We start from the raw sequence: 24,404 nt of genomic DNA on the forward strand, positions 1-24,404 counted from the left end.
GTGACGCCAAGGGCGTTGTGGATGCGTATCTATCGGTCATGTCAGCTGTCGTCGCGCAGGCCGCTGACCACTTTCAATTGCGCCAGGCCTTCCGGCGCCAGGTCTTGCAACAGCTCGATGAAACTCTTGTCCACCAGCTTGCGCGCACGTTGCAACAGCAGCGGCACCGGGCTGGCAGGTTCATGGGTGGCGAAATAGGTGCAGATTTTGTCGAGCATCAGCCGCACATCTTCACGACTGTTGATCTCACCGCGCGGCGCCGGAGCGTTGACGACGCTGGCAGCCGACGCTGTGCCAGGCACTGCGCCCTCCTCGACCGACGCTTGTTCCGGCAGATGGCGCTTGACCCAGTCAGCAGCGCGCTTCAACAGCGTTGGCAAAGCGCTTAGGTCAATGGCTTGGCCAACGCCGACTTTATCCGTGAGCAGTTGTTCGATGCGGCGACTGCGGGCCAAGGCATCGTCAAGGGCCGCGGCCGTGGCGGCGAGGATCACCGGGCCGACTTCCTGGAACGCGCCTTCTATGGCCGCCAGTGAAGGCGCTTCAGTGCCGGCCGGGGTGGCCAGTTCGCCGGTGGCGAGGTCGATGTCGCGCAGGCTGAAATCGCCCAGCGCGGAGCTTCGGATCAGCGGCGAGACGCGCAGGTCTTGCAGCAAGCCGCGGTCATCGCAGAGACCGGCGAGGATGTTGACCCGCAATTGCGGATCGAGGTCGTCGTCGGCGTCCAGTTGCGGATGCACCTGGTCCCAATGCTGTTCGAGCAGGGATTCGATCAGCGTCAGGCCGGCGGCCAGGCCTCTGATGCCGCTGAGGTTGAGTTCGGCGCGGGTCAGGTACAGCGCGATCCGCAGATCCCGGGTGCGCTGCGCCAACGACAGGGCCAGGGACTTGACCGTTGCCCAGTTTGGCGGCGTAGCCAGGGTCAAGGTGCTGCCGTACTCGACTTCCGGCTTGCCCTGAGCCTGTTCTTCCAGCGCGAGGAACTCAGGATCGTATTCGACACTGATGCCGCACGGCGCAGCGTCGTCAAGCGGTGTCGTCAACCCTGCGAAATCGTCCATCGGAATACCCCTTGCGTCGTCTGTTTCTTGACTGCTTGGGGGTATAACAACCGATCACCGGGCTTTATTCCGCCGGGACGGAAAAAACTTTCAGAAAATTCTTCAGAGCGGTTCGTAGGCTTCGAAATGCGCGGCGGGGGACGGTTTCGTGTGGTCGAGATGCGGCGAACGGGACTCGCGCAAGCGCCGATTGCGCGACTCGGCGTACGCGGCGGCACGGGCCATCAGCAGCGGGTCGTCGGAGGGCTGAATGCCGGCGGGGAGCACCAGCGGGTTGAAGTCGATGTCGCGGCAAGGACCGTCGACTTGGGATTGATGGGTGTCGATCACCAGCACACCGGCATCGATGCGCCGACGTTCGGCGGGCCACAGGCGGGTAGCGTTATCGCTGGGGTCACCGGGTTCGGCGAGGGTAATGATCAGGTGCCAGCGCACCGGTGCCTGCTCCAGGCGAGCGGCCAGGGAATACAGCAACTTGTCCGGATCGCTGCTGCCGAAGGAGCCGTCGAACTGCGGGGCGTAAGCGGCTTCCGGCTCCATGCTCCAGCGCACGGTGTGCGCCCTGCCCCGATCATCGACGAAGCGGAACGCGTTGACGCTGTAATAGGTACCGTTGTCATAGCCGGAGGATGGCGGATGCTGGTCCAGCCATTCACGGAAAGCCTGGGTTTCCGGGTGCTGGTCGCGGAACGCCTGGACGCGCAACGGGTCGGTGCGGCCGGTGGTTTTGTCAGGCACCGAGGCGCGCAGTTGCTCGAACAACGCCTCGGGGGTGCTCACCGGGAACACTGGAATGGAATTCATCGAGGTTTTCCAGGTTTCATCACCCGCGCTCATCTGCAACGCCAGGCTGCGCAGATTGCCACGCGCGTCATTGATCGCCGGATCACCGCCGACGATCGATAGACGCCCGATCACTGGGTAGGTGCCTGGTTTGAAAAAGGAGGCTTTGGAATAACTGGCAGCGTTGCCATTGCTTTCGAACTGACCGCTGACGCAAACGCCTTTGGCGTGGTTGCGGCGAAAGCCGGGATGCGGACCGGAGACCGCTTCGAACTCGTCGACGATCTCTGTGGCGCTGGGAGAGGTCGACAGCAGTGGCGGCCAATCGGGATGTTCGACGGCGGCGCCACAGCACACCAGTAAAATGACAAATGCCACAACAGTGGCAGCGATACGCGTGATTTTTTTATTGTTCATCGAAACGTCCAGGAGTCCGGCATCAAGGGCGATGCCGCCTCCTGCGGTCTTACTCGCGCGTATCAGCTATCCATAACGGCGCAGGGCGCACAGCAAACAACTGGCCAGCACTGCGGTCCGCGACCATGCGAGCGACGGCGTTGAGATCAACCCCTTCCGGCTCACCGATCAGGGCGTAGCCCAGTTCAGACTGTCGCCACACCACAACGTTCATTTCGGCTACGCGCATTTGCGCAGGTGATTGATCTGGCTTGGGTTCTTTCATCACGCAGAGCGCAATCGGCGCGCCATTGGCGGGCAAATAGATCAATTGCACCAGCGCCTTTTTATTGAAGCGCAAGCGTTGCACGCCTTTGAAGGTCAAGCCGGCGGAACTCAGGTCAGGAATCCGCAGGGCCAGACCATCGACCTGGCGAATATCGCTGACCGTCTTGGCCACGATGCCCGCGTCGGGTGTCACCAGATTGACTGTGTCGCGAGTGTACAACTGCTGGTACGACGCCGCTTGCTGCACCCAGGGCGACGGCTGGTTCTGCGCCACCACTGGCGCCTGCACCTGGTTGTCGCTGCGCGCGGCGCTGCCGAGAAAGCCGGCTTGCAGCACCAAGCCATAACACGTGGCACCGGTGGCAAACGCAACGGCGAGCCAACCCAGGCGCGGTTGACCGAACAGCCGATGGAACAGGCTGGCGGCAGGCGCCGCAGACTGGCGAGCCGATTGCGGCTGTGCAAGCGGTTGCGTCGGCACGGCTTGCTTCGACAACGCATCGATTTTCTGCACCAGGCTTTCGGGCACCGGTGGAATCGCTTGGCGAGCGAAGGCTTCGGGGTACGGCAGTGACGACGCCATCAAGCGAAACACGCGCTCGGCCACTTCTGGAGAATCCTCCATAAGTTGCTCGATTTCCTGGCACTGCTGCGGCGACAGCTCGCCGTCAACATATGCCAGAAGCAAAGCGTCATCCGCTACCATGGTGGTCACTTATCATCTCCATTTTTCATTACACGTATCTTACAGCCTCGTGAGCCGGACATCGTTTGTTCATCACGCACTAGCCATTATATTGGCATCAGTTGGCGCGGCCCAACAGCAGTAAACGCTGTAATGTGCTCCAAATCAAACCTTGTCTAAAGGCGCAGTATAAATGTTTTGTGTACCGGCGTATGTGGATAGGTTTTTGTCTTTGAGGATGGCACAATCCCGCACTGTATCGATTGAGCTACAAACCGGGTGCCCCAGCGCCAATGGAAGAACACGGCCCTGTACGGCGTGTTGACGAGTATTCACACTCACTGTCTCCATCCCAGGCACCACGCTATAAAAAAGAGGAACTATGTCGATCACCGGTGCGGATTTACCGGCACTCCTCCCAGGACTATTGCCGCGTTTATGGGCATTCGCTCTGAGAATTACGGGCGACAAACATGACGCCGAAGATCTGGTCCAGCTCGCCTGCGTCCGAGCCCTGGAGCGTGCCCACCAATTCCAGCCTGACAGCTCGGTGCTCAGTTGGATGTTTTCGATCGTCCATTCGACTTGGATCAACGAACTGCGCTCGCGCAATGTGCGCGGCCGCTCGCGTTCCGACTGGGACGAAAACATCCTCGACACGGTCAGCGACCCGGAAGCCTCCACGCCCGAATCCGACCTGATGCACCACCAGATTCTGTCGGCCGTTAACAGCCTGCCCGAGGCCCAGCGTGAAGTGATGTTGCTGGTAGGCGTAGAACAGTTCAGTTACAAAGAAGCGGCGGAAATCCTCGACGTGCCCATGGGCACCGTGATGAGTCGGTTGTCCCGCGCGCGACAAGCGATCGGCGCGTTGTTTAACCCGGCTGACAAGAAGCCCTTGCCGCGCCCTCGGCATGAAGCCGACACTTCTCGCTGAATCCGTGGATTGTTGCACTGGTTGCATCGTCATCGATCTTGCCTCCCCTTTCACAGATGCCGCCCACCGCTGTCGCCCGGCGCTCGCCTGATCGACCATCGCTCGATCTACAAACGAACGGCCCTCGGTTAGAAAACACCTGAACCCGGGGTTCTATTCCATAGCCATTTCCCATTAAAACCCACAAAACTTTTGTGTTGCCGAGCCGGTCTTACTTTCCTAGGCTGCCCCACCAACAGGCATCGCCAACGCCGGATTCATCGGTCGTCGATCCAGGCGTGCCATTGGTTTTCTACCCAAAAAACGTGCAATAACACTCAAGGAAAGTCCCCATGAAACGTTCGCTGTGGTTTGGTTTGTTTGGCACCCTCGCACTCGGCACCGCACACGCGGCCTCGCTCGAAGTCCCGATGAATCTGGTAAGCGCCGACGGTGCGCCACAAGCGATCGGCAGCATCAAGATTGATGAAACCGCTTATGGCCTGGTCTTCACGCCCAATCTGAAATCCCTGCCGGTCGGCATTCACGGTTTCCATGTGCACGAAAACGGCAGTTGCGAGCCGGGCGTCAAGGATGGCGTGAAAGTCGCCGCACTCGCCGCCGGCGGCCATTTCGATCCACAAAAAACCGGCAAGCACCTTGGCCCATACGCCGATGGTCATCTGGGCGACCTGCCGGCGCTGTACGTGACCCACGACGGCGTCGCCAACTACCCGGTGCTGGCGCCGCGCTTGAAAACCCTTTCGCAAATCAAAGGCCATGCGCTGATGTTCCACGCCGGTGGCGACAACCACTCCGACATGCCAAAACCACTGGGCGGTGGCGGCGATCGCGTGGCGTGCGGCGTGATCTGAAGCACCGCGCAGTAACGCAAAGACGCCACTCGATTGAGTGGCGTTTTTTTTCGTCCGCTTCAGGCATCCACAGGGTCAGGCATCCGGTGTTCGCGGCAAATCAAGTCTGGCTCAATGACTTCCAGCGGCTCCTGCGTCAACTCGCAAAACGCCCCGGCCGGCAGGGTGCGATGAAAACGGCATGTCCGGCACAGACCGAAACTTGGCACATCACTGCCCTGCTGAATGGTGCGCAGCAGGTCGAGCAATAACCCTTCCAGATCCTGCGCGCGGGTACCCATGCGTTGCGCGGCCGCCTGCAGGAAGTCCGGCGGCATCACCGCCCCCAGCAGCGCTTGCGCTTGGGGCGTCAGGTTCAAGTGCACGCTGCGCTTGTCCCGGGCGTCCTGGGTTTTTACCAGCCAACCATTGAGTTCCAGGGCCTTGAGCGATTGCGACACCGTGCCTTTAGTCAAGCCAAGGTATTCGGTGACGGCCAGCGGCGTGTTGGAGTAGCGATTGCAGCGGCTCAGGTACAGCAGCGCACTCAACTGGATCGGCTGCAACTCCGTCAACAACGGATGCTCGCGGAACCAGACGCGGGTCAGGCTCGACAGCCGTTCCAGCAAATCGAATAACACGGGGCCGGCCCTCATCAAGAATGTCGATTTATAGTATCGGATAAAAACCATATTGACAAAGCAATCCAACACAGTAGGCTTATGGTGTCGATCCGAAACCTAATAATCGTCTTTTGCAACGGAGCCCGCACATGAAAAACCTTTTCGCCCTGACCTTCGGCACCCTCCTCGCCACTCAGGCATTCGCCCATGGCCCTGGCGGTATCCACAGCGAGAAAAGCCAGACCGACGCCGCGTTCGATCTGGTGCACACCCGCGTTTTCAAGGAAGGCAACAATCTGGTGTTCGAGCAACTGGTGGACGGCAAGGCCGGCAGCCGAGTGCCGAGCGCCAAGGGTTCGTTTGCCGGCGCCGAGGTTTACAGCTACGTGTGGCCGACCAACCTGGACAGCAGCGTGGTCGGGTTCGACGCCAAGTCCGGGATTCTCGCCCTGGCGCTGACCTCACACCCGGACTTCGATGACACCCCGCAACTGGACGAAAACAAGGACGGCAAGAAGGACAACGACGGCGGACTGTGGCACTCGCACTGGGTAGTCCTGACCAAGGATGAGAGCTGCGGCCCTGGCGGCCTGAAGGTGCGCGACATACCTAAAGACGCCAAACCCAAATTGCCCGCCACCTGGCCCGGCGCGCCGATCTACATCGACTCCCCCGGTTACGCCCTGAGCGTGGAGAAAAACGCCGCACAGATTCGCGTTCCGCTGGCGGCCGTAGGTTTCCCCGAGAGCTTCAACTATGACGGCGTCACGGCGGCGCTCAAGGTCAACGCCGACCTGCACAACCCGTTGCTGTGCGTCAGCAGCGTGTACGACATCGCGTCCGGCGACCTGTCGCTGCCAGGCACCTGGACACTGAAGGAGAGCAAATAAATGACCGTCAAAGTATTCGACACCCACGTGCGCACCAAGGCTGGCCGCTACCTGCACTTCGATGTACTGATCGAAGGCAACGACGCCGACAAAGCCAAGGCCCACGCCCGTCAGTTCCTGATGGACAAAGGCTTGCATGACGAAGACATTGCCCAGAGTGAATGCCGCTTCTGCCACGTTGAGCCGAGCAATCCGGTGGTCGCGCAAGCGATCAGCCAGAAGGGTTACTACATCATCGAACTGCAAGGTTGCCAGGAGGATTGAGATGGACGCGTATCAGCCTTTGAACTGTGATCTGCACGACTATCTGGAGATCGCTTGTATCCGCGGTTATCAGTTGGACATTGAGCTGGTCGACGGCGGCCGATTGCAGGCCAAGGCGCTGACGACGCGGACGGCCACCAGCAAGGAAGAGTTTTTCTGCGTCGAGACAGCGGATGGCCAGCAGGACATCCGTCTCGACCGGATGCTCGCGATTACCCCACTGAATGCCAATGCCGAGTTTGGCCGAGTTGTTCTCGCGGGTGCTAGCTGTACGTTCTGACCACCCAAAATAACTGTAGGAGCGAGCCTGCTCGCGAAGGCGTAGTGTCAGACAACACCAATGTTGAATGACCTATTGCATTCGCGAGCGGGCTCGCTCCCACAGGGGATTGCATCAACCCGAAGTCAGGTCAACAACACTTCGGCCCCGCACTGCTCCCGTAACGAGCTTCCTGACGTTCCCGAAAGAACACTTCGTAACTCATCACCGGTTTGTCCGGATGTTTGTTCTGCATATGCTCGACGTAAGTGTCGTAGTCGGGCATGCCGACCATCAGGCGCGCGGCCTGGCCGAGGTATTTACCGAGGCGACTCAAGTCATTGAACATCAGTGCAGCCCTCGATCAAGCTTCCGGAATCGCCTGGAAAGGCGCTTCTTTATCCGTGCGTTCTTTGCTGCCCCAAGCGGCGATGCCGACTTTGAGTGCGTAGAACAGGATGCTGAAGACCACCAGCAGGAACAGTACGGTCAACGTCGCGTTGGTATACGCGTTAAAGATCACGTGTTGCATCTGGTCGAGGCTTTTCGCCGGAGCCAAGATCTGACCGTTGTCCACCGCCGTGCTGTATTTCTTCGCCAGGGCGAGGAAGCCGATCGCCGGGTTAGCGTCGAACAGCTTGATGAAGCCTGCAGTCGTGGTGCAGATCAGCAGCCAAACGGCTGGCAGCATGGTGACCCAGATGTAGCGCTGACGCTTCATTTTGATCAGCACGACGGTGGCGAGCATCAGCGCGATACCGGCCAGCATCTGGTTGGAGATACCGAACAGCGGCCACAAGGTGTTGATGCCGCCCAACGGGTCGATCACACCTTGATACAGCAGATAACCCCACATCGCCACGCAACCTGCGGTCGCGATCAGGTTGGCGGTCCAGGACTCGGTGCGTTTGAGCGATGGCACGAAGGAACCGAGCAAATCCTGGAGCATGAAGCGACCGGCACGGGTACCGGCATCGACTGCTGTCAGGATAAACAGCGCTTCAAACAGAATCGCAAAGTGGTACCAGAACGCCATGGTGTTTTCACCCGGCAGTACCTGGTGCAGGATCTGCGCGATACCGACCGCCAAGGTCGGCGCACCGCCGGCACGGGCCAGGATGGTGGTTTCGCCGATGTCACGGGCCACCGCTTCCAGCGCTTGCGGAGTAATCACGAAGCCCCAGCTGCTGACGGTCTGCGCAACAGTCACCGCGTCGCTGCCGACAATGGCCGCCGGGCTGTTCATGGCGAAGTACACGCCTGGCTCGATCACCGAGGCGGCAACCATGGCCATGATGGCGACGAAGGATTCCATCAGCATGCCGCCGTAACCGATGTAGCGGGCATGCCCTTCATTGGCGAGCAGCTTCGGCGTGGTGCCGGAGGAGATCAGCGCGTGGAAACCGGAGACCGCGCCACAGGCGATGGTGATGAACAGGAATGGGAACAGACCGCCCTTCCACACCGGACCGGTGCCATCGATGAACTGGGTCAGCGCCGGCATTTTCAGATCAGGCATGGTCACCAGAATACCGATGGCCAACGCGATGATGGTGCCGATTTTGAGGAAGGTGGACAGATAATCGCGCGGCGCGAGGATCAGCCACACCGGCAGCACGGCGGCAACGAAGCCATACCCGATCAGCATCCAGGTGATCTGGATTCCGGTGAAGGTGAAGGCCTTGGCCCAGACCGGATCAGCGGCAATCTGCCCGCCCAGCCAGATCGAACCCAGCAGCAACAGCACGCCGATGATCGAGATTTCGCCGATGCGGCCCGGGCGGATGTAGCGCATGTAGACGCCCATGAACATCGCGATCGGGATGGTCGCCATCACCGTGAAAATCCCCCAAGGGCTTTCGGCCAGGGCTTTCACCACGATCAGCGCCAGCACCGCAAGGATGATGATCATGATCAGGAAGCAGCCGAACAAGGCGATGGTGCCAGGCACGCGGCCCATTTCCTCACGGACCATGTCGCCCAGCGAGCGGCCGTTACGGCGCGTGGAGAGGAACAGGACCATGAAGTCTTGCACCGCACCGGCTAGCACCACGCCGGCGATCAGCCAGAGCGTGCCGGGCAAGTAGCCCATCTGCGCGGCCAAAACCGGACCGACCAGAGGCCCCGCGCCAGCGATGGCCGCGAAGTGGTGACCGAACAGTACGTGTTTGTTGGTCGGAACGTAATCCAGACCATCGTTGTTAAGCACAGCGGGGGTGGCCCGCAGCGGGTCGAGCTGCATCACCTTGTTGGCGATGAAGAGGCTGTAGTAGCGGTAGGCAACGAGGTAAATGGCGACGGCTGCGACGACGATCCACAGGGCATTGATCGCTTCGCCGCGGCGCAGGGCCACGACACTCAGCGCAAAGGCTCCCAGGACAGCCACGGCAAACCAGATGAGGTGTTTACTCAGACGGGTCATTGCGTGTCTCCTGCCGACAGCCGGTGGGCTGCGACGGTAATTTTTTATAATTGTGTCCGCAGTGCGGAGCTGGGCCAATATCCGCGCATGCCGTCTACAAATAAATCCGCACTACTACGTACGCCCTGCCTACGTAGTTCTACGTAGAACACCGAAAAACCTATGGGAGCTGGCTTGCCCGCGATGGCGGTGTGTCAGTCAACATCAAGGTGTTTGAAAGACCGCTATCGCGGGCAAGCCCGCTCCCACAGTATTTTGTGGTGGCCATAGACACTGTTCACACCGCAGATCCCGTGGGAGCTGGCTTGCCAGCGATGGCGGTGCGTCAGTCAACATCAAGGGTGTCTGGTAGACCGCTATCGCGGGCAAGCCCGTTCCCACAGTATTTTGTGGCGCCCATAGACACTGTTCACACCGCAGTTCTCTGTGGAAGCTGGCTTGCCAGCGATGGCGGTGCGTCAGTCAACATCAAGGGTGTCTGGTAGACCGCTATCGCGGGCAAGCCCGCTCCCACAGTATTTTGTGATGCCCATAAACACTATTCACACCGCAGATCCCTGTGGGAGCTGGCTTGCCAGCGATGGCGGTGTGTCAGTCAACATCAAAGGTGTTTGAAAGACCGCTATCGCGGGCAAGCCCGATCCCACAGGATGAATATTCGACTAAAGGCCACCGGTCATTCCGTCCCGCAGCGCTACATGGCCGGCGTATCTTTGGCATATGATGCCGGGCCTTCGCCGGACGGGACTCAAGATGCAGCTCAAACACAAAATCGTCGCCCTGGGGATTCTGCCGCTGGTGCTGGCCATCGCAGTGATTTGCGCGCTGGTGATTTCCCTCAACCGCCAGCTCGGCGATCAGCAGGCGCAGTTGATCGAGGACAGCATCCTCGCCAGCAAACGTGCCGAACTGAAAAACTACGTAGAAATGGCCCAGAGCCTGATCGCCCCGCTGTATGCCGACGGCCATGGCGATGCAAGCGCCCAGCAGAAGGTGCTGGAAGAGCTGCGCAAATTGAGCTTCGGCCTCGACGGCTACTTCTTTGTCTACGACCGCAATGGCCGCAGTCTGATGCACGCGCGGCAGTCCGACCTAGTGGGCAAAGACTTATGGAACATGACCGACCCCCATGGCCTGCCGGTGATCCAGGCGCTGCTGAACAGTGCGGCCTCGGGTGAAGGCTTCCAGCGTTACGCCTGGAACAAGCCCTCCTCTGGCCAGGTCACCGACAAACTGGCCTATGTGGTAATGCTCGATCACTGGGGCTGGATGCTCGGCACCGGGATTTACCTCGAAGACGTCGAGCGCGCCACCCAGCAAGCCCGCGACGAAGTTGCCGAAGGCATCCGCACCACCATGCTGGCGATTGCCGCGGTGGCGCTGGTCGCGGTGTTGTTTGTATTCATCAGCGGCATGACCCTCAACGTCAGCGAGCATCGCCTGGCGGACAAGAAGCTGCAGCGCCTGACCCAACGCATCGTCAGTCTGCAGGAAGAAGAACGCTCGCGGGTGTCTCGGGAACTGCACGACGGCATCAGCCAGGTGCTGGTGTCGATCAAGTTTCAGTTCGAGCTGGCCAGCCATGTGCTGGAGAAAGGCCAGGACCGTGGCCTGGGGATTTTGCGCGAGGCCATCGAGCGACTCGGCGAGGCGATCGGCGAAGTGCGCAGTTTGTCCCACGACCTGCGTTCGTCTTTGCTCGACACCCTCGGCCTGCCGGCGGCGATCGGCCAACTGGCGGCTGAATTCGAACAACGCAGCGGGCTGGTGGTGAGCTACAGCAATGATGGCTGCGATTGCGACCTGGTCGATGGCGCGCACGTCTCGCTGTTCCGCATCGTGCAGGAAGGCCTGACCAATATCGAACGTCACGCCCAGGCGAAAAGCGTGTCCATCACCCTGCAAGGCTGCGAAGGTGCCGTACGTCTGACCCTGGTCGACGACGGTATCGGCTTCAACGTCGCACAGGTAGAACACCGCCAGGCCGGGATCGGTCTGCGCAACATCCGCGAACGGGTCGAGCACTTTGGCGGCCGCTTTGTCTTGACCTCGGTGCCCGGGCGCAGTGAACTGGACGTGCTGCTGCCGATCAACCCGAACCCACGCTGACCCACCACAATAAGAGTGAACCTTGCGATGAACCTGCCCCACCCGATCCGCGTTGCCCTGGTTGACGACCACTCGCTGGTGCGCGACGGCATCAAAGCGCTGCTGGCGGTGATGGAGCCCTTGGAGGTGGTGGGTGAAGCCGACAATGCCGAAGACGCCATCGAGATGGTCGGCCGCTGCACGCCTGCCTTGCTGCTGGTGGACATCAGCCTCAAGGACATGAACGGCCTGGAGCTGACTAGGGTGCTGCGCGCGCAATACCCGGCGCTCAAGGTGCTGGTGCTGAGCATGTACGACAATTACGAATACGTCAGTGAGTCAGTGCGCTCCGGAGCCAGCGGCTATGTGCTGAAGAATGCACCCTCACGGGAAATCATCGCCGCCATCGAGGCCATCGCCAGCGGCGGCACCTTCTACAGCGCACAAATCGCTCAGCGCCTGATTGCCGACAAAAACACCGATAACGAACTGACACCCCGGGAAAGCCAGGTCCTGTACAAAATGGCCCAGGGCCTGAACAACAAGGAAATGGCCCGGGAGCTGGACATCAGCGTACGCACCGTGGAAACCCATCGCCTGAGCATCCGCCGCAAGCTCAACATCGACAAACCGGCGTTGCTGGTGAAATACGCCATCGACCACGGGATCATTTCCCGCTAGCCCTTAGCGAGTCACGGGCGTGGTCTGCTGGTATTGCCGGGGCGTACAGCCGAACTCGCGCTTGAACACATAGTGCAGGTATTGCGCCGACTTGAAGCCACAGGCCTGGGCGATCTCGGCGATGCCCACCGACGACTTGCGCAGGCTGTCGGCCGCTGCCGTCAGCTTGAAGGCGAGGATTTCATCGTGAACACTGCGCCCCAGTTCACTGCGAAAATGCGCCTCCAGGGACGAGCGTGAAACCCCGACGTAATTGGCCACTTGCTCGGTCTTGATGCCCTGGCAGGCGAACTGCCGAATAAAGTGCCGCGCCTGCATCACATAAGGATGGCCGAGGGGTTTGTGCAGACTTGAAGTCTGCACATTGATGGCTTCCGGCGGCACCAGAATCTGGCTGCCGGTGGACGGCAACCCGTGCAGCATCTGGTGCAGCAATTTCGCCGCGGTGCGACCCATGCGTTCGGTGCCCTGCATCACCGAACTGAGCGGCACGCGGGTCAGGGTGCGGGTCAGCGGATCATTGTCGATGCCAATTAACGCCACCTGCTCCGGCACCGCGATGCCGGCCGTCAGACAGGCTTGCAGCAACTGCCGGGCGCGGGCGTCGCTGACAGCGATGATGCCGATCGGCTTGGGCAAACTGTGCAGCCAGGCAATCTGCTGCTCGACGGCACTGTCCCACAGTGGCGCGCTGGTGCTCAAACCTCGGTAAACCTGCCCGCTCAGACCATCGCGCTTAAGCAAGGCATGGAAGGCTTTTTCCCGCTCCTGGGCCCAGCGATTGCTTTGCGCCTCGGGCAGGCTGAAGCAGGCGAAACGGGTCAGTCCGGCCTCGATCAAATGCTCGTAGGCGAGTTTGATCAGCGCGCCGTTGTCGGTCGCGACGTAGGGAATGTGCTGCGGATAGGCCTGCGGATCCGCGTAGGAGCCGCCGACGGCCACCACTGGCAAGTGAATCTGCGCCAGCGCCTGCTCCACCGCCGGGTCGTCGAAGTCGGCAATGATGCCGTCGCCCTGCCAGCCCTCGATGCCCTTGAGCCGGACCGAAAAGTCCTCTTCAAGAAACAGGTCCCAGCTCACTCGCGTGCTGCTCAAATAGCTGCCGATGCCACTGATGATGCCGCGGTCGTAGATTTTGCTGCCGTTGAACAACAGCGCGATGCGGTGAACGGGAGGAACGGTCTTCATCAAGGTGCTCCGGGCCAGGTTCGACAGACTAGGCGCAGATCGGCATCCAGCTCAATAGTTAAAATCGCACAGGCACTTGGTGATTTTCATAATCGCCGAGCGCGGGGCCGTTGCTACTATCCAGAACACGCTAGCGACCCCTTCCAAAAACAATAAGGCATGGCTGATGACTTACTTTCCCGCCGTTGAACAGATCCGTTTCGAGGGCCCCGGCAGCACCTCGCCCCTCGCCTTCCGCTACTACGACGCCGATAAGATCGTGCTCGGCAAACCGATGCGCGAACACCTGCGCATGGCTGCCTGTTACTGGCACACCTTCGTCTGGCCGGGCAGTGACGTGTTCGGCGCCGGGACCTTCCAGCGCCCGTGGCACCGCGCTACCGATCCGATGCAACAAGCCCGGGACAAAGCCGAAGCGGCGTTCGAGTTCTTCAGCAAACTCGGCATCGACTACTACAGCTTCCACGACACCGACGTCGCTCCGGAAGGCGCAAGCCTCAAGGAGTACCGCAACAACTTTGCGCAGATGGTCGATCAACTCGAGCAACACCAGGAACGCAGCGGCATCCAGTTACTGTGGGGCACCGCCAACTGTTTCAGCAACCGGCGCTTTGCCTCGGGCGCGGCCAGCAACCCGGATCCGGAAGTGTTCGCCTACGCCGCCGCGCAAGTGTTCAGCGCGATGAACGCCACCCTGCGTTTGAAAGGCTCGAACTACGTGCTGTGGGGTGGTCGTGAAGGCTACGAAACCCTGCTCAACACCGACCTCAAACGCGAGCGCGAACAGCTCGGGCGCTTTATGCGCATGGTGGTCGAGCACAAGTACAAGATCGGTTTTACCGGCGACCTGCTGATCGAACCCAAACCTCAGGAACCCACCAAGCACCAATACGATTACGACAGCGCCACGGTGTTTGGCTTCTTGCAGCAGTTCGGTCTGGAGAAGGAAATCAAGGTCAACATCGAAGCCAACCACGCGACCCTGGCCGGCCACAGCTTCCAGCATGAAGTCGCGACCGCCGCGTCCCTCGGGATCTTCGGCAGCATCGACGCCAACCGCGGCGATCCGCAAAACGGCTGGGACACCGACCAGTTCCCCAACAGTGTCGAAGAGCTGACCTTGGTCACCTACGAAATTCTCAAGGCCGGCGGTTTCCAGAATGGCGGCTATAACTTCGACTCGAAGGTGCGTCGGCAAAGCCTCGATGAAGTCGATCTGTTCCACGGCCATGTCGCCGGCATGGATGTGCTGGCTCTGTCCCTGGAGCGCGCGGCGAAAATGATTGAGAACGATGCCCTTGAGCAGTTCAAGACCCAGCGCTACGCCGGGTGGGACCAGCCGTTCGGTCGCGCCGTGCTGACTGGCGATTTCACCCTCGAATCCTTGGCCGAACACGCCTTCAGTCACGGCTTCGACCCGCAACCGGTGAGCGGTCGCCAGGAGATGCTCGAAGGCGTAGTCAACCGCTTTATCTACGCCTGAGACCGCCGCGAAGCACGGGCGCTGCAGGCAAGCATGGCGGCTCTGCCGTCATGCGTGCATGATCAGCGCCCTGGGATTAATCGATTCCGCAACACCGTTCAGAAGTGCGTCTTAAACAACAATAAAAGGACACGCCCACATGAAAACTTTTAAAACCGCCGTCCTCACCGGCCTGCTGGCCCTGATCAGCCACGGCGCCATGGCCGACGCTCAACACCCCAAGATCGGCTTCTCCATCGACGACCTGCGCCTGGAGCGCTGGGCCCGCGACCGTGATTATTTCACCGCCGCCGCCGAGCAATTGGGCGCCAAGGTCTACGTGCAATCGGCCGATGCCAACGAACAGCGGCAGATCTCGCAGATTGAAAACCTGATCGCCCGAGGCGTCGACGTCATCGTGATCGTGCCGTTCAACGCCACGGTGCTCAATAACGTGGTGGCCGAAGCCAAGAAGGCCGGGGTCAAAGTGGTGTCTTACGATCGCTTGATCCTCAACGCCGATATCGACGCCTACATCTCGTTCGATAACGCGAAGGTCGGGGAAATGCAGGCCAGCGGCGTGCTGAGTGCCGCGCCCAAGGGCAACTACTTCCTGCTCGGCGGTGCACCCACCGACAACAACGCCAAGATCCTGCGCGAAGGCCAGATGAAAGTGCTGCAGCCGGCAATCGACAAGGGCGACGTCAAGATTGTCGGCCAGCAATGGGTCAAGGAATGGAGCCCGACCGAAGCCCTGAGCATCATCGAAAACGCCCTCACCGCCAACCACAACAATATCGACGGTATTGTCGCCTCCAATGATGCCACCGCAGGCGGCGCGATCCAGGCCCTGGCCGCGCAGAAGCTTGCGGGCAAGGTCCCGGTGTCCGGCCAGGACGCGGACCTGGCGGCGATCAAACGGGTGGTTTCCGGTACCCAGACCATGACCGTGTACAAGCCGCTGAAACTGATCGCCTCCGAAGCCGCCAAGCTCTCGGTGCAACTGGCGCGCAGCGAGAAGCCTTCGTTCAACTCGGAGTACGACAACGGCAGCAAGAAAGTCGACACCATCCTGCTTAACCCGACCTCACTGACCAAGGACAACGTCAACCTGCTGGTAGATGACGGCTTCTATACGAAGGCACAAATCGCCGGCCAGTAACCGCGCCGAACGGTTTTCAGCGACCAGGGCTTGCCCTGGTTTTCTGCCACGTATGAGTTCGGTCAATGTCTGACTACTTGCTTGAAATGAATGGAATCGTCAAAGCCTTCGACGGCGTGCGCGCCTTGAATGGCATCGACATCCGGATCAAACCCGGCGAATGCGTCGGCCTGTGCGGCGAGAACGGCGCGGGCAAATCGACGCTGATGAAGGTGCTGTCGGCGGTCTACCCCTACGGCACCTGGGACGGCGAAATCCTCTGGGACGGCCAGCCCTTGCGTTCGCAGTCGATCGCCGAAACCGAGGCTGCCGGGATTGTCATCATCCATCAGGAGCTGACCCTGGTGCCGGACCTGTCGGTCGCGGAAAACATCTTCATGGGCCACGAACTGACCTTGCCCGGCGGACGCATGAACTACCCGGCGATGATGCACCGCGCCGAAGCGCTGATGCGTGAGCTGAACGTGCCGGACATCAACGTCGCCCTGCCCGTTTCGCAGTACGGCGGCGGCCACCAGCAACTGGTGGAAATCGCCAAGGCCCTGAACAAACAGGCGCGGCTGCTGATACTCGACGAACCCTCCTCGGCCCTGACCCGCTCGGAAATCGAGGTGCTACTGCAGATCATCCGCGGCCTCAAGGCCAAGGGCGTGGCCTGCGTCTACATCTCGCACAAGCTCGATGAAGTGGCAGCAATCTGCGACACCATCGCGGTGATCCGCGACGGCAAACATATCGCCACCACCGCCATGGCCGACATGGACACCGGGCGCATCATCACGCAAATGGTCGGCCGCGAGATGAGCAACCTCTACCCCCGCGAGCCGCACGAGGTCGGCGAGGTGCTGTTCGAGGCGCGGCACATCACCTGCTACGACGTCGACAACCCCGGGCGCAAACGGGTCGACGACGTGTCGTTCAGTTTGCGTCGCGGGGAAATCCTCGGGATTGCCGGGCTGGTCGGCGCCGGGCGCACGGAGCTGGTATCGGCGCTGTTCGGCGCCTACCCCGGCCGCCACGAAGGCGAAGTCTGGCTCGACGGCCAGCGCATCGACACCCGCACGCCGCTGAAATCGATCCGCGCCGGCCTGTGCATGGTCCCGGAGGATCGCAAGCGCCAGGGCATCGTTCCTGACCTTGGCGTCGGCCAAAACATCACCCTTGCCGTGCTCGACTCCTATGCGCGCCTGAGCCGCGTGGATGCCGAGGCTGAACTGGGCAGCATTCAGCATGAAATTGCCCGCATGCAGCTGAAAACCGCGACGCCATTTTTGCCGATCACCAGCCTGTCCGGCGGCAACCAGCAAAAAGCGGTGCTGGCGAAAATGCTCCTGACCAAGCCACGGGTGCTGATCCTCGATGAACCGACCCGGGGCGTCGACGTTGGCGCCAAGTACGAAATCTACAAACTCATGGGCGCCCTTGCCGCCGAAGGCGTGGCGATCATCATGGTCTCCTCGGAGCTCGCCGAAGTGCTTGGCGTGTCCGACCGGGTACTGGTGATCGGCGAAGGCCAGTTGCGCGGCGACTTCATCAACCACGACCTGACCCAGGAACAGGTGCTCAGCGCCGCCCTCGGCCAGTCCGACGGGCCAGACCTTACTGACCGGAAATCCGCTTAATGACTTCAGTGAAACAGGTGTTCAGCCGCTACAAAATGCTTGCCTTGTTGATTGCCGTGGTGCTGATCTGGCTGTTCTTCAGCTGGCAGACCGAGGGCGGCTTCCTGACCCCGCGCAACCTGTCGAACCTGCTGCGGCAAATGTCGATCACCGGCATCCTGGCCTGCGGCATGGTGCTGGTGATTATCAGCGGCGAGATTGATTTGTCGGTGGGCTCGATGCTTGGTTTGCTCGGCGGGTTGGCGGCGATCCTCGATGTGATCTATCACGTGCCGTTGCTACTGAACCTGAGCATCGTCGCCTTCTGCGGCTTGCTGATCGGTCTCGGCAACGGCTACCTGACCGCGTACTTGCGCATCCCCTCCTTCATCGTCGGCCTCGGCGGCATGCTGGCGTTTCGCGGCGTGCTGCTGGGCATCACCGGCGGCACCACTATCGCTCCGGTGTCCCCGAGCCTGGTGTACCTGGGCCAGGGTTACCTGTCGCCGCTGGCCGGGATCATCCTCGGCGTGCTGTTGTTCGGCCTGACGCTGTTCCTCACCTGGCGCCAACGCCTCAACCGCGCCCGCCACGGCCTCGCCCCCCACGCTTTGCTGCGCGACGGCCTGCGCGTGGTGCTGATCGGCGCGGTCCTCGCAGCGTTCGTCTACACCTTGAACAGCTACGACGGCATCCCGGTGCCGGTGCTGTTATTGCTGACCTTGCTCGGGGTGTTCAGCTACGTCACTAGCCAGACCGTGTTCGGCCGCCGGATCTACGCGGTGGGCAGCAACATGGAAGCGACGCGTCTGTCGGGGATCAACGTGCAAGCGGTCAAGCTGTGGATCTTCGGCATCATGGGCGTGATGTGCGCCTTCGCCGGCCTCGTCAACACCGCCCGCCTCGCCGCCGGCTCACCCTCGGCGGGCAACATGGGCGAACTCGACGCCATCGCCGCCTGCTTCATCGGCGGCACCTCCATGCGCGGCGGCTCCGGCACCGTCTACGGCGCACTGCTGGGCGCACTGGTCATCAGCAGCCTGGACAACGGCATGTCCATGCTGGACGTCGACAGTTACTGGCAGATGATCGTCAAAGGCAGCATTTTGGTGCTGGCGGTGTGGGTGGATGTAAGTACGCGGACGGGGCGGCGGTGAGGTGCAGGCTGGATGCCGGTAAAGGAGCTTTTACTGGCGATAGAGATGTAGTGACAGACAGTCAGTATTCGCGAGCAGGCTCGCTCCCAAAATTTGGATTTGGGTTCATCTGACAGGGATTGGTTGGCTGGGAGGCCGTCAACTCGGGTGGTCAGTGGAATCGAGTGCACAGACTTGGGGGCGGCTTCGCCGCCCAGCGGGAGCAAGCTCCCTCGCCACAAGGGGTTGCGGCGAAACCCATGGTGATGGGTTGGCTGGCAGGTCGTCATCGCTGGCAAGTCGAATCGTCGCACCGCAGCTCCCACAGGGAACGGAGGTGTCCGCAATATTGCGTACCCCACCAGGTCGAGTGTCAGCTCGCCGCGCTTTTGATTTTGATCCACCCGCCCCGTCGGAAGGCTGAGTGGAGGTGTTCATCCGGGGATTGGCGCGCAGCGCCGCATGACGCAGTCATGCTCATCGCATGCAGGTGCCAGCGAAGCCAACCGGAGGGCGATGCCCCCGGATGAATGCCGGAGCGAAGGCACCCCGAGCCTAGGCGAGGGGCCGTACGTCAGGGGCGAGCGTTTTGGGTTACCTTTTAGGCGTTTGTAAAAGGTAACTCGCCGTAAGGGCGAAACCCTAAGCAGCCGTTACCGCAGCAACGGATATACACCCAAAAACACCAGCACATTAAGCAAACAGCCAAACGCCTATCGGGCAAGCCCCCTCACACCCGACTCAACCCCCCGGTGGAACGAACTCGCCCGCAAACAAAGCCCCAAAAAACGAAAATCAGGCCTGACGCTGATGCTTGTCAATCTGCTCGTGACGCTCTTGAGCCTCGATGCAGTACTTCGTAGTCGGACTGATCAGCAGACGCTTGAGGCCAATCGGCTCACCGCTGTCATCACACCAGCCGAAGCTGTCTTCCTTGATCCGGTCCAGCGCGCGCTCGAGCTGTGGCAGCATGCGCTGGTCACGGTCGATCGCGTTCACCAGCCAGGTGCGCTCTTCTTCAACGGAAGCAGCGTCAGCCGGGTCGGCCGGGGTGTCCAGGCTTTCAATGGCGATTCGGTTCTGTTCGATGCGCTCGTGGGTTTCCACTTTCATGGCTTGCAGCAGGTCGGTGAAGAAGGCCTGTTGCTCGGCATTCATGTAGTCATCCGCCGGCATGGCCAGCAACTTTTCCTTTGTCATTGATTTCTCTATAAAAAATACGTGCATTAAGGCGAATCAGGGAGCGTTCCGGTCGACCGCTGACGGTCTCGGAAAGGCGCCGTACATTCCAAGCGCCACCCGGCACTCAATTTACGAGGGGCGGCAGTCTAAGGCCGACTTGAGGCCTCAGCAACAGAAAAGACAGGGAATTTGTCCGACAAGCCCATGATTTGTTCTGCGACAAGCTTGAAGGCGGTTATCGGAGTGCGTTTATAGCAAGAAATTCCCCCCAATGGCTGTAAACAGAAGACAAACGGCCAGCCCTGCGCGCCATTGCGCTTTTTTGTATCGGCCAACGCCCGGCAAACTTTGCGTTCAATTTCGACAAACCTGCCCGGATGCGGCAATAAAAAAGCCGCCCCTACCAGAAGTAAGGGCGGCGCAAGGCCGAAGCCTCAGAGGGATCAGTGCATAAACAGAGCAATCAGGATGATGATCGGGATCGGCACACCGAGGAAAAACAGAAGTAATGAGCGCATGGTGATTCTCCTTTCAGGCAATTAGCGGGCTGGGGGCAAGTTGGAGGTGGTGGCGTAGGTATCGCTTTCGAGATACACCACGGCATCCCGGCGGCGACCGCCGAAGGTGGCGCAGAAGCTCGCGAAGAAGGCGCCGATCAACAGCGCGACGAACATCCACAGCGCCGTCATTGCAGCGACTTTAGCAGCGGTATCGGCGGCTTGTTGTGCGGCGAGCTTGGCATCTTCAACGGCTTTACGGGTCTTGGCGAACACTTCGTCAACACGGCGCTCGGCGTCGGCTTGAGTCAGGTTGGTCCGCTGGGCGACCAGTTGCGCCAGGTAGGTGCGGTCTTCTGGTGCCAGTTGACCGTTGTTGTTGAGTGTCTGCACGAAGATACGAGTGACAGTGCCACGGGCAGCATCATCGCTGACGGCGGCTGGCCGGTCATCGCGGAACAGGCTGTCAACAAAGTAACCGTACTGGTCACTGTCGGTGCTGCCGGCTGCACTGCCTGCCGCAGCAGTCATGGCAGTGGCAGCACCGCCGGCAACACTGGCACCGGCCTGAACGCCGCCGCTGACAATGCTGCTCACCGAACCGACTACCAAGGTAGCGGTCACCAGGGTCGCCACGCACCAGGCGAGGAAGCCATGCGCGGTGTCGCGGAAATACACTTCATCGCCGTGCATGTTCGCCCACTTCACCCGCAGGCGCCCAGCGATGTAGCCGCCCAGACCCGACGCGACAATCTGCGTCACCGCGAGCCAGACAATCGTTGATATTCCGAGGCCTTTGGCGCTAACGCCTTCATTGGCCCACGGCGAAACAGCAGAGAAACCCAGGCCGAAGCCGAGCAATACGAGGATAAGCGACAATGCCGCAGCGGCAGCCGCACCCGCGAAAATCGCGCCCCAGGAGACGCCCGAGAGTGAACTCGACTCTTCTGATGCAGCGAAATAACCCTCTGAGGATCTAATCATTGTTGTATTGCTCCAGGCATGAAAGATGGTGTTACAACTCGTCGAGTGAGGAATTGCAGACGCCGTGCCAGTCGCAAACTTTTAATAAAGTCTTTTAATTCATAGAGTTAAGAATTAGTGAACTCCTAGGACGTTGCAATTTGCAAGGTCCGGCCAATATCGGCGGGTTTTATGCACTAGTTGAAATGCCCCGTACGCAGTAGTGCAACTATTGGCGCCGATAACTCTTCTTACCGCTTGGCGTCAGGCAATAGACGCCACCTCGTGGCCCGGTGCAAAAGGCACCACTGCCGCACTCGCAACCATCGCTGTTGTGTAATAAAGGTTGTGGGCGGTGCACTTCGGCCTGCTGGCCAAACATGGCCGCACAGCTCTTCTTCGACGCGCTGATAGAGCCGTCATTGCACAGGAACACATCGCCGTCGCACCGATTGATGCCGCCCTTCTTGCCGGAACAAGGCGTATTGGCCGCATCAATGGATGATGCCGAGAGTGCCAGTAAGATGAGCACGCACAACATGAAACAATGCTTCCAGGCTGCTGCTTTAATAGTGCGCACCGTCGACCCCCCTTAAAATTATGGCCATATGATATCACTTACTGACGAGTCTGCCCTGGCCATCAAGGGTTCACCCCACAAACATGAAGGTTTATTTAAATAACCGCCGCTATTTCTTGGCAAAATGCGCACTATCCGTTTAACACCGAATATCAGGCACGCCCCATGACCCGTATCTTGACCATCGAAGACGACGCCGTGACCGCACGGGAAATCGTTGCCGAACTCAGCAGCCATGGTTTGCAAGTGGACTGGGTCGACAATGGCCGCGAAGGCCTGGAGCGCGCGGCCAATGGCAACTATGACTTGATCACCCTCGACCGCATGCTGCCCGAGCTCGATGGTCTGGCCATCGTCACCACCCTGCGGACCATGGGCGTGGCGACGCCGATCCTGATGATCAGTGCGCTGTCCGACGTCGATGAGCGGGTACGCGGGTTGCGTGCCGGCGGCGATGACTACCTGACCAAACCCTTTGCGACTGACGAAATGGCGGCGCGGGTCGAAGTGCTGTTGCGCCGCCAGAGCACCAGTACGGCGCAGGCGACCACCTTGAAAGTCGCCGACCTCGAACTCAACCTGATCAGCCACGAAGCCAGCCGCGACGGGCAACTCCTGAGCCTGTTGCCTACCGAGTACAAACTGCTGGAATTCCTGATGCGCAACACCGGGCAGATCCTCTCGCGGATGATGATTTTCGAAGAGGTCTGGGGTTATCACTTCGATCCCGGGACCAACCTGATCGATGTGCACATCGGCCGTCTGCGCAAGAAGATCGATCCCCAGGGCCTGGTGCCGCTGATCCGCACCGTGCGAGGCTCCGGCTATGTCATTGCCGAACCCGTCTAAGGGCTGGCGCTCTTCCAGCAGCCGGTTGCTGGCGCTTTACAGCGCGCTGTTCGTGACCTGGAGCGGCATTCTGATGGGCGTCATGTACTACGAGGTGTCCGATTACCTGGACAACCTCGCCAAGCATTCGCTGATGCAGCGCCAGCATTTGTTCTCGCGCTTCGAGGGTCCGCAACTGGTCGATGCGCTGAATGTCAGCATGAGCTTCGACATCCCCGGCCTCGATGCCTATGGCCTGTTCGATGACCAGCGCCGGCCATTGCACGGCCCGCTGCAGTCGATCCCCGCGGGCCTGCCCATGGACGGCAAAATCCACATGCTGCGCGACTGCGCGGCCTCCAACGACCCGACCCTGCCCGCCGACAGTTGCGACGCGGTGGCGACCCAGACCGAAGACGGTCGCTGGCTGGTGCTGGTGCGCGACAACGGCTCGCTGACCGCCGTGACCCGGATCATCCTGCACGCGTTGTTCTGGGGCGTGACCCTGACCATCCTCCCCGGTGTTGCCGGTTGGCACCTGCTGCGGCGCCGGCCGTTGCGGCGCATCCGCGACATCCAGGCCAGCGCTGAAGCCATTGTCGCCGGCGACCTCACCCACCGCTTGCCGCTGTCCAACCGCCGCGACGAACTGGACATGCTCGCCGCGATCGTAAACGCCATGCTCGAACGTATCGAGCATCTGATGAATGAGGTCAAAGGCGTCTGCGACAACATTGCCCACGACCTGCGCACTCCGTTGACCCGCTTGCGCGCGCAGCTATACCGCATGCAGCAACAGGCCGGCGAAGGCTCGGAAATCGCCGGGCAACTGGATTCAGTGCTCGGCGAGGCGGACACCTTGATGGCGCGGTTTCGGGGTCTGTTGCGGATTTCCGAACTGGAAGACCGGCAACGTCGCTCAGGGTTCGTGCAACTCGATCCGCTGCCGTTGCTGCAGGAACTGCACGACTTCTATCTGCCGCTGGCCGAAGAAGGCGAATTGCGCTTCCGCCTCGAAGCCCCAACGAGCCTTCCGTCGATCAATGGCGACCGGGCGCTGCTGTTCGAGGCGGTGGCCAACCTGCTGAGCAACTCGATCAAATTCACCCCGGCGGGCGGTGAAGTGATCTTGCGCGGCGTCGACGAGGCCGGCAGCACCCGCATCGAAGTTCTCGACTCTGGCCCCGGTATTCCGGAAAGCGAACGGGTGGCGGTATTCCAGCGCTTCTATCGCGCGGAGGGCAGTAGCCAGCAGAGCGGTTTTGGTCTGGGGCTATCGATTGTCGCGGCGATCGTCAGCCTGCACGGCTTTACGCTGGACGTCGGCAGCCGCCCAAATGGCGGCGCGCGGCTGGTGTTGAAGTGTCGGCAGAGTCCGATGGCGACCACTTAACAGGGCCAGTCCTCAGCCGACCGGTTTGTGTGTTGACTGCGGTAGCCATGGACACCGAACACTGTGTGAGCGAGCTTGCTCGCGATAGCGGTGTATCGGGCCAACAAGCGTCGACTGCACTGACGCCATCGCGGGCAAGCCCGCTCCCACAGAATTACGTACAACCCGAAGCCAGGTCGGCTAGAAGGCCGCCTCGGCGCAC

General features: G+C 60.6%; 23 protein-coding genes. 13 read left to right on the top strand and 10 right to left on the bottom strand.

What is annotated here, in order from left to right; translation table 11 throughout:
- Window positions 1-41: 41 nt before the first annotated feature.
- The 3 genes from tssA to RG836_RS08015 form a co-directional block, all read right to left on the bottom strand.
- Entirely contained in the window at window positions 42-1,061 is a 1,020-nt protein-coding gene (tssA, locus tag RG836_RS08005; RefSeq protein ID WP_310844613.1) for a type VI secretion system protein TssA, read from the bottom strand.
- Window positions 1,062-1,163: 102 nt separating this feature from the next.
- The gene (locus RG836_RS08010) at window positions 1,164-2,261 is read right to left on the bottom strand and encodes a catalase family peroxidase (RefSeq protein WP_310844615.1); all 1,098 of its coding nucleotides are present in this window, start codon (window positions 2,259-2,261) and stop codon (window positions 1,164-1,166) included.
- A 49-nt stretch (window positions 2,262-2,310) separates the two neighbouring features.
- Entirely contained in the window at window positions 2,311-3,234 is a 924-nt protein-coding gene (locus RG836_RS08015; RefSeq protein ID WP_310844641.1) for an anti-sigma factor family protein, read from the bottom strand.
- Window positions 3,235-3,595: 361 nt separating this feature from the next.
- Here RG836_RS08015 and RG836_RS08020 point away from each other — a divergent pair, with 361 nt between their 5' ends.
- Together RG836_RS08020 and sodC are read left to right on the top strand one after the other, a co-directional pair.
- Complete coding sequence (locus RG836_RS08020; RefSeq protein WP_310844617.1) at window positions 3,596-4,150, top strand: RNA polymerase sigma factor; 555 nt, start codon at window positions 3,596-3,598, stop codon at window positions 4,148-4,150.
- A 332-nt stretch (window positions 4,151-4,482) separates the two neighbouring features.
- On the top strand, window positions 4,483-5,004 hold the full coding sequence (gene sodC / locus RG836_RS08025; protein WP_310844619.1) for a superoxide dismutase [Cu-Zn] SodC: 522 nt from the start codon (window positions 4,483-4,485) through the stop codon (window positions 5,002-5,004).
- 59 nt (window positions 5,005-5,063) lie between these two features.
- Here sodC and RG836_RS08030 read toward each other — a convergent pair whose 3' ends face one another.
- Complete coding sequence (locus RG836_RS08030) at window positions 5,064-5,639, bottom strand: MarR family winged helix-turn-helix transcriptional regulator (RefSeq protein WP_310844620.1); 576 nt, start codon at window positions 5,637-5,639, stop codon at window positions 5,064-5,066.
- A gap of 116 nt (window positions 5,640-5,755) precedes the next feature.
- On the opposite strand from RG836_RS08030, the gene RG836_RS08035 reads away from it, so the two are divergent.
- The 3 genes from RG836_RS08035 to RG836_RS08045 are packed head-to-tail and all read left to right on the top strand — an operon-like array spanning window position 5,756 to window position 7,040.
- Complete coding sequence (locus tag RG836_RS08035) at window positions 5,756-6,496, top strand: hypothetical protein (protein WP_310844621.1); 741 nt, start codon at window positions 5,756-5,758, stop codon at window positions 6,494-6,496.
- The gene (locus RG836_RS08040) at window positions 6,497-6,760 is read left to right on the top strand and encodes a DUF2024 family protein (RefSeq protein ID WP_310844622.1); all 264 of its coding nucleotides are present in this window, start codon (window positions 6,497-6,499) and stop codon (window positions 6,758-6,760) included. It abuts the gene before it with no gap.
- Between the two features lies 1 nt (window position 6,761).
- On the top strand, window positions 6,762-7,040 hold the full coding sequence (locus RG836_RS08045; RefSeq protein WP_310844624.1) for a Rho-binding antiterminator: 279 nt from the start codon (window positions 6,762-6,764) through the stop codon (window positions 7,038-7,040).
- Window positions 7,041-7,170: 130 nt separating this feature from the next.
- On the opposite strand, the gene RG836_RS08050 is transcribed toward RG836_RS08045, so the two are convergent.
- On the bottom strand, window positions 7,171-7,368 hold the full coding sequence (locus RG836_RS08050) for a YbdD/YjiX family protein (RefSeq protein ID WP_310844625.1): 198 nt from the start codon (window positions 7,366-7,368) through the stop codon (window positions 7,171-7,173).
- A gap of 15 nt (window positions 7,369-7,383) precedes the next feature.
- The gene (locus RG836_RS08055) at window positions 7,384-9,441 is read right to left on the bottom strand and encodes a carbon starvation CstA family protein (protein ID WP_310844626.1); all 2,058 of its coding nucleotides are present in this window, start codon (window positions 9,439-9,441) and stop codon (window positions 7,384-7,386) included.
- Window positions 9,442-10,194: 753 nt separating this feature from the next.
- Between RG836_RS08055 and RG836_RS08060 the strand changes: the two genes are divergently transcribed.
- Both RG836_RS08060 and RG836_RS08065 read left to right on the top strand, forming a co-directional pair.
- A complete protein-coding gene (locus RG836_RS08060; RefSeq protein ID WP_310844628.1) occupies window positions 10,195-11,550 on the top strand; it encodes a cache domain-containing protein in 1,356 nt (451 codons plus the stop codon).
- 27 nt (window positions 11,551-11,577) lie between these two features.
- Window positions 11,578-12,210: a response regulator transcription factor gene (locus tag RG836_RS08065; protein ID WP_310844629.1), complete on the top strand. Its 633-nt coding sequence runs from the start codon at window positions 11,578-11,580 to the stop codon at window positions 12,208-12,210.
- Window positions 12,211-12,213: 3 nt separating this feature from the next.
- On the opposite strand, the gene RG836_RS08070 is transcribed toward RG836_RS08065, so the two are convergent.
- Window positions 12,214-13,398 carry a XylR family transcriptional regulator gene (locus RG836_RS08070; protein WP_310844630.1) on the bottom strand — a complete coding sequence of 395 codons (1,185 nt, stop codon included), beginning with the start codon at window positions 13,396-13,398 and terminating at the stop codon, window positions 12,214-12,216.
- Window positions 13,399-13,564: 166 nt separating this feature from the next.
- Here RG836_RS08070 and xylA point away from each other — a divergent pair, with 166 nt between their 5' ends.
- From xylA to RG836_RS08090, 4 genes are all read left to right on the top strand, one after another.
- A complete protein-coding gene (gene xylA, locus RG836_RS08075) occupies window positions 13,565-14,881 on the top strand; it encodes a xylose isomerase (protein WP_310844631.1) in 1,317 nt (438 codons plus the stop codon).
- Window positions 14,882-15,020: 139 nt separating this feature from the next.
- Window positions 15,021-16,022, top strand: coding sequence for a D-xylose ABC transporter substrate-binding protein (gene xylF, locus RG836_RS08080; protein ID WP_310844633.1), 1,002 nt, complete (start codon window positions 15,021-15,023; stop codon window positions 16,020-16,022).
- Window positions 16,023-16,087: 65 nt separating this feature from the next.
- Window positions 16,088-17,644 (top strand): D-xylose ABC transporter ATP-binding protein, encoded by a 1,557-nt coding sequence (xylG, locus tag RG836_RS08085; RefSeq protein ID WP_310844634.1) that lies wholly within the window; start codon window positions 16,088-16,090, stop codon window positions 17,642-17,644.
- Window positions 17,644-18,780 carry a sugar ABC transporter permease gene (locus RG836_RS08090; RefSeq protein ID WP_310844635.1) on the top strand — a complete coding sequence of 379 codons (1,137 nt, stop codon included), beginning with the start codon at window positions 17,644-17,646 and terminating at the stop codon, window positions 18,778-18,780. The genes xylG and RG836_RS08090 overlap by 1 nt, the downstream gene beginning before the upstream one ends.
- A gap of 774 nt (window positions 18,781-19,554) precedes the next feature.
- Here the strand turns inward: RG836_RS08090 and RG836_RS08095 are convergent.
- The 3 genes from RG836_RS08095 to RG836_RS08105 all read right to left on the bottom strand — a co-directional run bounded on the left by RG836_RS08095 (window position 19,555) and on the right by RG836_RS08105 (window position 21,942).
- Entirely contained in the window at window positions 19,555-19,959 is a 405-nt protein-coding gene (locus RG836_RS08095; RefSeq protein ID WP_310844636.1) for a TraR/DksA family transcriptional regulator, read from the bottom strand.
- A gap of 521 nt (window positions 19,960-20,480) precedes the next feature.
- Window positions 20,481-21,422 (bottom strand): hypothetical protein, encoded by a 942-nt coding sequence (locus RG836_RS08100; protein ID WP_310844638.1) that lies wholly within the window; start codon window positions 21,420-21,422, stop codon window positions 20,481-20,483.
- A gap of 208 nt (window positions 21,423-21,630) precedes the next feature.
- Window positions 21,631-21,942, bottom strand: coding sequence for a YdcA family protein (locus RG836_RS08105; protein WP_310844642.1), 312 nt, complete (start codon window positions 21,940-21,942; stop codon window positions 21,631-21,633).
- A gap of 204 nt (window positions 21,943-22,146) precedes the next feature.
- On the opposite strand from RG836_RS08105, the gene RG836_RS08110 reads away from it, so the two are divergent.
- Window positions 22,147-22,830: a response regulator transcription factor gene (locus tag RG836_RS08110; RefSeq protein ID WP_310844639.1), complete on the top strand. Its 684-nt coding sequence runs from the start codon at window positions 22,147-22,149 to the stop codon at window positions 22,828-22,830.
- Window positions 22,808-24,202, top strand: coding sequence for a sensor histidine kinase (locus RG836_RS08115; protein ID WP_310844640.1), 1,395 nt, complete (start codon window positions 22,808-22,810; stop codon window positions 24,200-24,202). Before RG836_RS08110 ends, RG836_RS08115 begins: the two co-directional genes overlap by 23 nt.
- The last annotated feature ends 202 nt before the right edge of the window (window positions 24,203-24,404 follow it).

It is taken from the genome of Pseudomonas rhizozeae, from assembly GCF_031583775.1.
GTDB lineage: Bacteria > Pseudomonadota > Gammaproteobacteria > Pseudomonadales > Pseudomonadaceae > Aquipseudomonas.